The sequence below is a fragment of the Pseudarthrobacter sp. J1763 genome (genome assembly GCF_050490295.1).
In the GTDB taxonomy this organism is placed as follows: Bacteria; Actinomycetota; Actinomycetes; order Actinomycetales; family Micrococcaceae; genus JBNPEO01.
Genome location: NZ_JBNPEN010000012.1, coordinates 51,478 through 63,318 on the forward strand (window position 1 = coordinate 51,478; position 11,841 = coordinate 63,318).

Annotated in this window: 10 protein-coding genes; all 10 read left to right on the top strand. The window is 57.3% G+C overall.

Features of this window, described 5'->3' with window-relative positions:
- Positions 1 to 5: 5 nt before the first annotated feature.
- The 10 genes from ACQQCD_RS11600 to ACQQCD_RS11645 all read left to right on the top strand — a co-directional run bounded on the left by ACQQCD_RS11600 (position 6) and on the right by ACQQCD_RS11645 (position 11,827).
- The gene (locus tag ACQQCD_RS11600) at positions 6 to 1,523 is read left to right on the top strand and encodes a UDP-N-acetylmuramoyl-tripeptide--D-alanyl-D-alanine ligase (protein ID WP_430268540.1); all 1,518 of its coding nucleotides are present in this window, start codon (positions 6 to 8) and stop codon (positions 1,521 to 1,523) included.
- The gene (gene mraY, locus ACQQCD_RS11605; protein WP_430268541.1) at positions 1,520 to 2,629 is read left to right on the top strand and encodes a phospho-N-acetylmuramoyl-pentapeptide-transferase; all 1,110 of its coding nucleotides are present in this window, start codon (positions 1,520 to 1,522) and stop codon (positions 2,627 to 2,629) included. The genes ACQQCD_RS11600 and mraY overlap by 4 nt, the downstream gene beginning before the upstream one ends.
- Positions 2,611 to 4,212, top strand: a complete 1,602-nt coding sequence (gene murD / locus ACQQCD_RS11610) for a UDP-N-acetylmuramoyl-L-alanine--D-glutamate ligase (protein WP_430268542.1) — start codon at positions 2,611 to 2,613, stop codon at positions 4,210 to 4,212. The genes mraY and murD overlap by 19 nt, the downstream gene beginning before the upstream one ends.
- 3 nt (positions 4,213 to 4,215) lie before the next feature.
- A complete protein-coding gene (ftsW, locus tag ACQQCD_RS11615; protein ID WP_430268543.1) occupies positions 4,216 to 5,583 on the top strand; it encodes a putative lipid II flippase FtsW in 1,368 nt (455 codons plus the stop codon).
- Positions 5,584 to 5,589: 6 nt separating this feature from the next.
- Positions 5,590 to 6,687, top strand: a complete 1,098-nt coding sequence (gene murG, locus ACQQCD_RS11620; protein WP_430268544.1) for an undecaprenyldiphospho-muramoylpentapeptide beta-N-acetylglucosaminyltransferase — start codon at positions 5,590 to 5,592, stop codon at positions 6,685 to 6,687.
- Positions 6,684 to 8,066 carry a UDP-N-acetylmuramate--L-alanine ligase gene (murC, locus tag ACQQCD_RS11625; protein ID WP_430268545.1) on the top strand — a complete coding sequence of 461 codons (1,383 nt, stop codon included), beginning with the start codon at positions 6,684 to 6,686 and terminating at the stop codon, positions 8,064 to 8,066. The genes murG and murC overlap by 4 nt, the downstream gene beginning before the upstream one ends.
- Positions 8,059 to 8,814 carry a cell division protein FtsQ/DivIB gene (locus tag ACQQCD_RS11630; protein ID WP_430268546.1) on the top strand — a complete coding sequence of 252 codons (756 nt, stop codon included), beginning with the start codon at positions 8,059 to 8,061 and terminating at the stop codon, positions 8,812 to 8,814. Before murC ends, ACQQCD_RS11630 begins: the two co-directional genes overlap by 8 nt.
- 190 nt (positions 8,815 to 9,004) lie before the next feature.
- Positions 9,005 to 10,261 (top strand): cell division protein FtsZ, encoded by a 1,257-nt coding sequence (ftsZ, locus tag ACQQCD_RS11635; protein WP_430268547.1) that lies wholly within the window; start codon positions 9,005 to 9,007, stop codon positions 10,259 to 10,261.
- 122 nt (positions 10,262 to 10,383) lie between these two features.
- Positions 10,384 to 11,073, top strand: a complete 690-nt coding sequence (locus tag ACQQCD_RS11640; RefSeq protein ID WP_430268548.1) for a polyphenol oxidase family protein — start codon at positions 10,384 to 10,386, stop codon at positions 11,071 to 11,073.
- Positions 11,066 to 11,827: a YggS family pyridoxal phosphate-dependent enzyme gene (locus tag ACQQCD_RS11645; RefSeq protein ID WP_430268549.1), complete on the top strand. Its 762-nt coding sequence runs from the start codon at positions 11,066 to 11,068 to the stop codon at positions 11,825 to 11,827. Before ACQQCD_RS11640 ends, ACQQCD_RS11645 begins: the two co-directional genes overlap by 8 nt.
- Positions 11,828 to 11,841: the final 14 nt, after the last annotated feature.

The window sequence follows — 11,841 nt, forward strand, 5'->3', positions numbered from 1 at the left end:
CCGAGATGATTCAATTTACAGCGCAAGAAATCGCCCACATTACCGGTGGAACGCTCAGCCCTGTTGAGGGTATCGAGCTCCTCACGCCCCAAAACGTGGTCACAGACTCACGCGAAGCTACCAATGGCAGCCTCTACGTTGCCAAGCCGGGCGAACACGCTGACGGACACGACTTTATTGGCGCAGCGATGACCAACGGTGCCACTCTGGTCCTGGGCGAACGCCAAGTTCTCGATCCCTCAGGGGCTCCGTATCCGACTGTTATTGTTCCGGATGCTGTGTTGGCGATGGGCGCCCTCGCCAGTGCATCGGTCCAACGGATCCGCACCGCTCGTTCTGCTCAGGGGCATGATTTTACGGTGGTGGGAATTACCGGATCAGCCGGTAAGACCACCACGAAGGATTTACTAGCTGGCATTTTTGGTTCAGTAGCCAAGACGGTGGCACCGCAGGGCTCATACAACGGCGAGGTGGGTGTACCCCTCACAGTTTTTATGGCTGATGAATCCACACGATTCTTGGTCATCGAGATGGGCGCCACCTCCATTGGTCATATTTCTTATCTAGCCGCCATGGTCAAGCCCGATATTGGTGTTGTGCTGGGCGTTGGCACAGCTCACGCTGGAGAATTTGGCGGCGTGGAAAACATTGCCAAAGCTAAAGGCGAGCTCGCAGAAGCGATTGCTCCAGAAGGAACTGTGGTCCTGAACCTGGACGACGCGCGGGTAGCGGCCATGCGATCACGTGCTGTTGGGCGCGTGCTTGGGTTTACTGCACTTGGGAGTCCGGAAGCTACTGCAGACACCGTGCGGGCCATTGATCCGGCGACGAATGCTGAGGGTTATCCCGAGTTTGAGCTGCAGTTCGCCATGGGAGAACGATTCCCGGTTTCCGCCAAACTTATTGGCGCCCATCACGTCACCAACTTGTTGGCCGCTGCTAGTGCTGCAAGTGCAGCTGGGGTGGAGCACAGCGTTATTGTGGCTGCGTTGAACACTCAAAGCGCTGCGAGCCGCTGGCGGATGGAGAGAACTGAACGTGGCGACGGCGTGACGATCATCAATGACGCGTACAACGCCAACCCTGAGTCTATGCGGGCGGCGCTACGGACTTTGGCTGATCTAGGTAGAGGACGGCGCACTTGGGCTGTTCTGGGCGCCATGCTGGAACTGGGCGAAGAGTCAATCCGCGAACACGCCGCAGTGGGTACCCAGGTTGTCAGGCTCAACATCTCAAAACTTTTGGTGGTCGGGCAGGCGGCAAGACCCCTGTACATTTCCGCTATTCAAGAAGGATCGTGGGGCAGCGAAGCGCTTTTCGCCGCCACGGTTGAAGAGGCTATAGAAATCCTCGACGAACAACTCGAAAGCGGAGATTTGGTTCTTTTTAAGTCCTCCAACGGTGTTGGGCTGCGGTTCCTAGGTGATCAGATAGCATTACCAAAACAGGCTCTGTCAGGACAGAGCATCGACCAGCAACCCGGTGTTGAAGCACCCGCCAACGAAGGGAATGATCAACTGTGATTGCACTCTTGACCGGCGCAGCGCTGGCACTGCTATTTGGGTTGGTGGGGACACCACTTTTTATCAAGCTTCTGGTCCGCAAGGGCTATGGGCAGTTCATTCGTGATGACGGACCGACGTCACACCACACCAAACGCGGAACTCCCACCATGGGTGGGGCCGTATGGGTACTCTCGGTGGTGGCGGCATACTTCCTGACCCACTTGATTATGTGGCTCATTAACCCCCGGCTTGAAGGTCCCACGGCCTCTGCAGGGCTCTTGTTGTTCCTGATGGTGGGGATGGGGCTGGTTGGTTTCCTCGATGACTTCATCAAGATTTCCAAGCAGCGCTCACTTGGGCTCAACGCCAAAGCCAAGCTTATTTTGCAGGCAGCAGTCGGAATCATTTTTGCCCTCTTAGCCTTGGGATTCCCGGACGACCGTGGAATCACACCGGCTTCAACACACGTTTCATTAGTGCGCGACATCCCTTGGCTGGATTTGGCCTTCGGCGGATCCGTGCTTGGAGCAGTGCTCTTTGTGATCTGGTCCAACTTGATCATTACAGCGGCCTCTAATGGAGTGAACCTCACTGACGGTTTGGACGGCTTGGCTGCCGGTGCTGCCATCATGGTTTTTGCCGCCTACACGATCATGGGAATCTGGCAGAACAACCAAGCATGTGGATCCCCCCGGCAAGCGGGCGGCGCATGCTACGCAGTTCGTGACCCCTTGGATCTGGCCTTGCTCGCAGCAATTATGAGTGCAGCTCTGGTGGGTTTCCTTTGGTGGAACACCTCTCCCGCGAAAATCTTTATGGGGGATACGGGATCGCTCGCAATTGGGGCCGCTGTGGCTGGTTTCGCCATCCTGAGCCGTACCGAAATCTTGTTGTTTGTTATCGGTGGCCTTTTTGTTCTCATCACTCTCTCGGTCATCATCCAAGTCGGTTGGTTCAAGATCTCCGGCGGCAAGCGAGTGTTCAAGATGGCGCCACTACAGCACCACTTTGAGCTCAAAGGCTGGGCTGAGGTTACGGTTGTGGTCCGATTCTGGATCCTGTGTGGGCTCTTTGTTGCCGTTGGTTTGGGAATCTTCTACGCCGAATGGGTTGTTGGACTGTGACACAGAGAGATTTGGAAGCCCAAGAAGCGATCGATACGCGCCTAGCCTCATTGACGTCTTGGGACGCTGATTGGGCAGGGCTACGAGTAGTTGTAACGGGCATCGGTATTTCCGGGTTTGCCGCAGCGGACACCCTGATTGAGCTTGGTGCCCATGTTGTTGTGGTGGACTCTGCCACCACAGAAAAGGCAATGGCTCACGCTGACACTCTCCGCATTGTGGGCGCGCAAGACGTTCTGCTTGGCGAAGAAGCCGTGGCTTCCTTGCCAGAGGTGGATTCCCAAGCACCGGACCTTGTGGTCACCTCACCAGGCTGGCACCCTGATCAAGCGCTCCTTGCAGAAGCTGCCAGGCGTCACATTGCTGTTTGGGGCGATGTTGAGTTGGCCTGGCGTTTGCGTATTCGCGAGGGGCGCAAAACGGCCGAATGGCTCACGATCACTGGTACCAACGGCAAAACCACAACGGTTGGCCTCACAGAGTCAATGCTTCAAGCAGCCGGGTTGAAGGCCATCGCCGTGGGGAACGTGGGAACCCCCATTCTCGACGCGCTACGCGATCCGGTGGAGTACGACGCGTTCGCTGTGGAGCTTTCGAGCTTCCAACTCCACTGGAGTCATTCTTTGGCCCCGTTGGCCAGTGTGTGCCTGAACGTAGCTGAAGACCACGTGGATTGGCACGGAAGCTATGAAGCGTATCTGCAGGATAAAGCCAGTGTCTATGCCAATACCAAGGTTGCCTGCATCTACAACGCAGAGTCGCCTGAGACTGAACACATGGTGATGGAAGCTGACGTTCAGGAAGGTTGCCGTGCTGTAGCGTTCACCACCAACACTCCCGCCATCAGTATGGTGGGCGTGGTTGAGGACCTACTGGTAGACCGAGCCTTTATTGCTGAGCGCAAAGACTCCGCAAAGGAACTAGCCGCCATTGCCGATTTGGGTGCCATTGCCCCGCGCCACATGGTGGCAAACGCTCTCGCGGCCGCAGCGCTGGTTCGCGCCTATGGCGTTGATGCAACAGCCGTTCGTGAGGGCATCAAAAACTATGTGCCAGGGGACCACCGAATTCAGGCGGTAGCAAAGTCCAAGGGTATTTTGTGGGTCAACGACTCCAAAGCCACCAACCCGCATGCAGCAGCTGCCTCCCTAGCCGCTTTTAGCTCAGTAGTGTGGATCGCTGGCGGTTTGCCAAAGGGTGTCAGTTACGATCAGCTGGTTATTGATCATGTGAGCCGGCTCAAAGCAGTTGTTCTGATCGGTGAAGACAGCAGCACTTTGCGCTCGGCCCTTGAACGACACGCTCCCAACGTCCCGGTGATTGAGCCCGGAACCGGGGAAACTGAAGATGCGCAGAGTGAACGGCCAGTCTCTGAAACGCACATCACCAGCAAGTCGGGTGAGCGCGTAATGTCTATGGCCGTCAATGCGGCCGCACAAGTGGCCGTTGACGGTGACACGGTCTTGATGGCACCGGCCTCTGCTTCCATGGATCAGTTCTCTTCCTATGCTCACCGTGGCGAAGCCTTTATCCAGGCCGTTCGGGAGCTCGTGGAAGGGCAGGCTCAGACCAGCGAGGAGTAGGCAATGGTCAGCACGCCCACACGGCCCACCAAACGGACGCCTTCAAAACCAACAGCACACCCCCTAACACCTTTGGGACGCGTACGCACATGGTTTTCCTCTTTTTGGGAGGGAGTAGAAGGTCACGATGCAGCGAAAAATGGCTCCACGTACTACCTGATTTTGGGTTCGACCATTGCCTTGACCGCAATCGGCATCATGATGGTGCTGTCCGCCTCAAGTGTTGAGGCTATTGCGCAGGGGCAATCACCTTTTGCTGCTGCGATGAAGCAAGGTGTTATTGCCATCGCTGGTTTTGCGGTGATGTTTATCCTCTCGCGTGTCAACGTTATGTGGCTCAAGCGCTTGGCATGGCCCGGCATCATTGGCAGCTATGTCCTTTTGGCTCTGGTGTTGGTGATCGGAAACTCGGTCAACGGTAACCGCAACTGGATCGACATCGCTGGGTTCTCACTGCAACCCTCGGAGGCTGCAAAGCTGGCCTTGGCATTGTGGATGGCCACCGTGTTGGCAACAAAGGCAAAGCTTTTGGACCGTTGGATGCACGTGGTGATCCCGGTAATTCCCGTAGCAGGCGGCATCATTGGCTTAGTCCTCATTGGCAATGACCTAGGTACCGGCATGATCATTATGATGATCATGGCCGCAGCGTTGTTCTTTGCTGGAGTACCTATGCGAATGTTCGCCTTAGCTGGCGTTGTCCTGATCATCGGCACCTTGGCCATGGCACTCACCAGCTCCAACCGTATGTGCCGCATCACCTCGTGGTGGACAGGCGCTGCGTGCGGGGATGGATCTGACACCAACTATCAGTCCACGAACGGCCTAGGTGGTTTGGCATCTGGCGGATGGTTTGGCGTGGGTCTGGGCCAAAGCCGGCAAAAATATAGCTGGATTCCGGAAGCCCACAATGACTTCATCTTCGCCATTATTGGTGAAGAGCTTGGCCTGATCGGGGCTCTAGTAGTGGTGGCCTTGTTCGCGATCTTGGGCATCTCCATCTACCGAGTGGTCATTCGTCAGGAAGACTTATTTCACCGGGTTTTGGCCGGAACCATCATGGTTTGGATCTTGGGCCAAGGGACCATCAACATGGCAGTTGTGACCTCGTTGATTCCCGTCATCGGTGTTCCGCTTCCTTTCATTTCCTATGGCGGTTCAGCCTTGTTGATGTCCCTGGCAGCCATTGGGGTGGTACTTTCCTTGGCCCGGGAACAAATGGGTGCGAGCAATAAGCTCAAAAGTCCAAAGTTCCTCAAATCAGCTCAGACCGGTTCAAAGAATGCTCGACCAGGCACCACCAAGAGGGTGGGCATTGGCTCGAACAAGCCCAATATGGTTTCCCGTCCCTCGCCACGAAAGCGCAGTTAGAACTCTATGAGCTCACCATCCTTGTCCGTTGTTTTAGCAGGCGGCGGGACTGCAGGCCACATCAGCCCCATGCTTGCCATTGCCGATGCCCTGCGTGCCCGTGTCCCCGATGCCACGTTCCTAACGGTTGGGACGGCCGAAGGAATGGAGACACGTATTGTGCCGCAAGCTGGCTACGAATTAGCCACTATTGCTAGGGTTCCGTTGCCGCGCAAACCGTCTCCGGATTTGCTCAAATTGCCTTTTCGTATGGTGGCCGCCGTACGTAGCGCGGGGCGAATCTTGGACGAGTCCCATGCGGATGTTCTGGTCGGCGTCGGCGGTTACGTCTGCACGCCGATGTATCTAGCCGCTAAATTCCGGAAAATCCCCACGGTGATTCACGAGGCCAACGTCCGTCCGGGATTAGCCAACCGGGTAGGTGTGGCTCTGGGAGCCAGCGTTGCCACAGCATTTGCTCGCACTAGACTCGGCAAGTCCGTCCACGTGGGAATGCCAATGCGAAAGGGTATCTCTAGGCTTGACCGCGAAACTGCCCGAGCCGCAGCACTCGAAAAGCTGGGGCTCAACCCGGCTCGCCCGGTCCTGGTAGTAACCGGCGGATCCTCGGGAGCATTGAGCATCAACACGGCTCTCAAAGCAGCGTTGCCGGATCTTGCTGCTGCAGGTATTCAGACAGTCCACATCACGGGCCGCGGGAAACAAGTTATGGACGGTGACGTTGCACTCGCAGCAGCAGGCTATACACAGCTTGAATATGTTGATGCCATGGAGACTGTTTATGCGGCAGCGGATTTGCTCCTGGCTCGCGCTGGTGCTGGCACTGTCTGCGAGGTTGCTGCTGTAGGGCTGCCGGCCGTTTTTGTCCCCTTGCCAATTGGTAATGGCGAACAAGCGCGCAACGCTGAAGAGTTAGTGGAGGCCGGGGGAGCGCTCCTGATAGCGGACAAAGATTTGAGCGCGGATTTTATTGCTTCCACGATTGTGAAACTTTTGTTGGACCCAGTGGCACTAAAAACGATGCACCAAGCCTCGGTGCGGCACGGCATCCGAGACGCGGATCAGCGAATGGCTGATCTTGTACTGAAAGCAGCAGCTAAATGATTGAGCAAAACGGCGCAGCCACCCAGAACCATGGAACCCGGACGCACTTTATTGGTGTTGGTGGGGTTGGAATGTCCGCGGTTGCCCGGATTATGGTGGCGAGGAATCAGGCTGTGAGCGGCTCGGATGCTAAAGACTTACCGGTCATGCAGGAACTGAGCGCGGCGGGGGCGCGGATCGCAGTGGGATACGCGCGAGAAAATCTTGGAGATGCCACGGTGGTTGTGGCCGGCTCGGCAATTCGAGCAGATAATCCAGAACTGCTAGCAGCCAAGGCCGCCGGGCTTCCGGTATTGCACCGCTCTGAGGCGCTGGCGAATGTAATGGGCAGCGATCGCACCGTTGCTGTTGCCGGCACACACGGAAAATCCACTACAACGTCAATGATTACCGTGTTGCTGCGATCCGCCGGTCTAGATCCCTCTTTCGCTATCGGCGCCAACGTACCGGCGCTGGGGGTCAATGCTGCTAGTGGTGAATCGGATGTGTTTGTGGCCGAAGCCGATGAATCCGACGGATCCTTTTTGAACTACCGCCCACTGATCTCGGTAGTAACAAATGTTGAAGCTGATCACTTGGACCATTACGGCACAGCCGAGGCAGTGGACGCATCTTTCGATGCATTTACTGCGTTGCTTCCGGCCGAGGGTGTGCTGATCGCTTGCGCGGATGATGCGGGAGCTCTCGCGCTGGCTCACCGCACACAAGAACGCGGAAACACCCGAGTAATTTTGTACGGTACACATCCTGAGGCACAGATTAAGGTTTTGGATACCAGTGCCGGAGCGCTTGCCTTGGAGATTGGGGACCGCCACTATACGGCGCACTTGCACGTACCTGGTGTGCACAATGCTCTGAACGCGGCAGCCGCGTTTGCCGTGGCGCTAGAACTTGGCGTGGAACCAAGTGCCGCAATTGCTGGCCTAGAGGCGTTCACTGGTACTTCGCGCCGATTTGAACTCAAGGGATCGAAGCGGGGGGTCCGAGTATATGACGATTACGCCCACCATCCCACTGAGGTGGCAGCAGCTCTTCGCGCGGCGCGCTCAGTGGCGGGGGAGCACCGAGTCCACGTGTTGTTCCAGCCGCATTTGTTTTCCCGGACTCGTGAGTTCGCGGCGGAATTCGCCTCGAGCCTAGATCTTGCCGATAGCGTTTATGTATTGGACATCTACCCGGCACGCGAAGACCCCATCGAAGGGGTTACTAGCGAACTGATTACCGCCAAGTTGCGAACTGCTGCCCACCCGGTTGCCCATCCTTCTGAGGCTGTGCGCCTTTTGGCTGCGAACGCCCAAGACGGAGACATTATTCTCACCGTTGGTGCTGGCGATGTTACGGCCTACGGTCCAGCCATCGTGGAGGCACTGCGTGCCTAATTCATCAGACCGCGCTGCTCGGAACCCGGGGGTTTTAGCGTTTCCAGAGCCGAAGGCACGACGCCGGAAACGGTACGCGCTGACTGCCCTGGCCGCCGTCGTGGTGTTGATAGTGCTGGTTGCCTTGGCCACTATGTACTCTCCGCTGCTGGCCGTGCGCACAGTGGCTGTACAGGGCAACAAACTGGTGCCCACCGCCACGGTGCAAAAAGCCTTGCAGCCCTTAGAAGGTAAAACGCTGCCGCGGATTTCACAAAGTGACGTGGACGGTTTGCTCAAAGGCTTTGTTCAGATCAAGTCAAGCACCATGCAGTCCCGGCCGCCGTCCACTCTGGTGGTGCAAATCCAAGAGCGGGTACCGGTCGCTGTCCTGCAAGTAGCGGGCAAGTACTCCTTGGTTGACGCTGACGGAGTGAGCTTGGGCCCGGTCTCGGATCCAGCCAAGGTTAAGCTGCCAAATATCGACGGCGGTGCCAAGGGCTTGCGCACTGACCTTTTTAAGGCGGTGACGGCTGTTCTGGGTGCCTTGCCGGATTCGGTTCGTCAACAACTGGCATCAGCTTCGGCTTCAAGCGCCGACTCGGTGAAGTTAAACCTTGCCAACGGCAAGTCAGTTGTCTGGGGGAACGCGGAGGACCGTGAACTGAAGGCTAAGGTTTTGGAAGCGCTGTTGAAGAAGCCCGAAGACCCTAAGGTTCCAGTAAACGTTTATGACGTCAGCACCCCTCGGCACCCAGTGACACGCTAACTTTTGTTGAATTTGCTGTTGATTCGCACGACACGCGGAGCCGGTCATTGCATGTGCGTGGCATTGGAAATAGCGTCACAGACAAGAGTTACTTGACATAACTATAAGCCTCAACTAGAGGGTTAAGGTTTATAGCTTCAAGCTTTGCATAAGATTTTTCTCAGTTAGACACGAACAAGGGACACGTAACGTGGCAGCACCGCAGAATTACTTGGCCGTCATCAAGGTCGTCGGCATCGGCGGCGGTGGCGTGAACGCAGTCAACCGCATGATCGACGTTGGTCTTCGCGGGGTGGAGTTCATTGCCATCAACACGGACGCTCAGGCGCTGTTGATGTCCGATGCTGACGTCAAACTCGACGTTGGACGCGAACTCACCCGAGGCCTGGGCGCGGGCGCCAACCCAGATGTTGGACGTCAGGCAGCCGAGGACCACCAGGATGAGATCGAGGAAGTTCTGCGCGGTGCGGACATGGTCTTCGTGACTGCCGGTGAAGGTGGCGGAACCGGTACCGGTGGTGCTCCCGTCGTCGCCCGTATTGCTCGCTCGCTCGGTGCACTGACCATTGGTGTTGTGACTCGCCCGTTCACCTTCGAAGGACGCCGACGCGCCACCTCGGCTGAGAACGGCATCGACGCTTTGCGTGACGAGGTGGACACACTCATTGTCATCCCGAACGACCGCTTGCTCTCGATCAGCGACCGCAACGTTTCCGTTCTGGACGCCTTCCGCTCTGCGGACCAGGTACTCCTTTCCGGTGTTCAGGGCATCACCGACCTCATCACCACTCCGGGTCTGATCAACCTTGACTTCGCAGATGTTAAGTCTGTGATGCAGGGTGCAGGATCGGCTTTGATGGGTATTGGTTCGGCACGAGGTGAAGACCGCGCAGTCAAGGCGGCTGAACTGGCAATCGCCTCGCCGTTGCTCGAAGCTTCCATCGACGGTGCACACGGTGTGCTGCTCTCGATCCAGGGTGGCTCAGACTTGGGTCTCTTTGAGATCAACGAGGCTGCTCGCCTGGTTCAGGAAGTGGCCCACCCGGAAGCCAACATCATCTTCGGTGCGGTTATTGATGACGCGCTGGGCGACGAAGCGCGCGTTACGGTGATTGCTGCTGGGTTCGACGACGTGAAGGCCACCTCGCCGTCCATGGAACAGCCGCCCGCCGCTCAGCAGCGCCCCGCAGCCCCGCAGGCCCCTGCTTCAGCTCCGCAGCATTCAGCACCGCAGCAGGGCTCCTACCAGTCCGGTGGATACCAGCAGTCTTCGGCACCTCAGCAGGCAGCTCCCGTTGCCTCGGCTGGATTGGGTGCTTGGGGTCAGCAGCGTCCCGCAGCGGTTCCTTCCGACAGCGGATTCGACGCTGACCTGCCCGCCGTTGTGGAACCGGATCTTTCCGGTAGCCACTCGGATGACCTAGATGTTCCGGACTTCTTGAAGTAACGGTCTGTCTTCAAACTCAACAGTTTTTCTAGAACAGTTGGTTCTAGAGATTTTGTGGCGAACAGCCCGGCGGCCACACGGCTGCCGGGCTGTTTTCTGTAACGGCAAAGGTGGTAGCTTCCATGTTTTGGTGGCGAGGCGAAGTAGAACCCGGAATACACGTGGCTTTTACAAGCACTGATGCCGGGAACCTAGCTCTACACGTCAATGACGATCCAGACGCAGTACATCAACGGCGAGCTACCTTGGCGACCGCGGCCGGGATTCCTGCTTTTCAGTACATGAGCCAAGTCCACGGCAACGATGTTGCGATGATTGAGCGCGCGGGGCAAGCGCCAACAGCTGATGCCATGATTTCGCGAGGAACTCCGCTGGCTGTGATGGTGGCGGATTGTGTTCCCGTGGTGTTCTTCGCGCGGGACAGCAATGCGGCACCCATTTTTGCAGTGGCTCATGCCGGCAGGCCGGGCGTGGTAGCCAACGTGATCGGTAAAACCGTTGACGAATTGCGAGCAGCTGGCGCCACGGCCATCAGCGCTTGGATGGGACCATCCGTCTGTGGCGAGTGCTACGAGGTTCCCACCTCAATGCGTGAAGACGTGAGCGCGCTCGAACCAGCCGCATGGCAAGAAACCAGCTGGGGGACCCCGGCCCTAGATCTCCCCGCAGCCGCAGCCGCACAATTGGAACGCGCGGGTGTAGAAATCAAATACCGCGGCGAATGCACCCTCGAAAATCAGGGGTTGTACTCGCACCGGCGAGATCAACGATCAGGCCGGTTCGCCGGACTCATTTGGAGTACGCATGAATGACTCACAGTCGATTGATTCACTGGATAACACTCACGAGCCAGACCAACGAAGTGTGGAGCTTCGCGGCAACCTCACGGCGGTCCAGAAGCGCATCAGTGCAGCGGCGGCAGCTGCCGGGCGCGAAGACGGCGCTTGCGAACTTGTTGTTGTGACCAAGTTTCACACGACTCAAGACATTCGCAGACTCGCTGCAATGGGTGTCCAGGACGTGGGTGAAAGCCGGGACCAAGAGGCCGCGCCGAAGAGCCAGGAACTCGGCGAATTGGCGTTGAAGTGGCACTTCGTGGGCCAAATCCAAACCAACAAGGCAAAGTCCGTGGCGCGCTACGCCCATGCTGTGCACTCGGTAGACCGTCTCTCTTTGGTGACAGCGCTCTCTAAAGGCGTCGTGGCCGAACAAGAACAAAATAACCGTCCGGATCTTCAGTGCTTTATCCAGCTCAATCTGGACCCGTCCGCCGAAGCCGGCAGGGGAGGAGCCAGCCCCGAGCAGCTCTTAGAGTTGGGTGCGGCAGTAGATGCCGCCGTCGGACTTGAACTCTATGGTGTGATGGCGGTGGCGCCACTGGGAAGCGATCCGGACGCAGCCTTTGCGCAGCTCGCGGAACATTCACGTGAACTTAGGCAACAATTCCCTCATGCACGCTACATTTCGGCGGGAATGAGCGGAGATCTAGAACATGCCATTCGTTACGGCGCGACACACCTAAGGATAGGTTCGGATGTTCTGGGACCGCGTCCGCCCATACGGTAGCGTCATGATTGTTG

Coding starts and splice junctions, on each gene's coding strand:
- ACQQCD_RS11600 (WP_430268540.1), top strand. CDS start 6: ATGATTCAATTTACAGCGCAAGAAATCGCCCACATTACCGGTGGAACG.
- murD (WP_430268542.1), top strand. CDS start 2,611: ATGGGTTGTTGGACTGTGACACAGAGAGATTTGGAAGCCCAAGAAGCG.
- ftsW (WP_430268543.1), top strand. CDS start 4,216: ATGGTCAGCACGCCCACACGGCCCACCAAACGGACGCCTTCAAAACCA.
- murG (WP_430268544.1), top strand. CDS start 5,590: ATGAGCTCACCATCCTTGTCCGTTGTTTTAGCAGGCGGCGGGACTGCA.
- murC (WP_430268545.1), top strand. CDS start 6,684: ATGATTGAGCAAAACGGCGCAGCCACCCAGAACCATGGAACCCGGACG.
- ACQQCD_RS11640 (WP_430268548.1), top strand. CDS start 10,384: ATGTTTTGGTGGCGAGGCGAAGTAGAACCCGGAATACACGTGGCTTTT.
- ACQQCD_RS11645 (WP_430268549.1), top strand. CDS start 11,066: ATGAATGACTCACAGTCGATTGATTCACTGGATAACACTCACGAGCCA.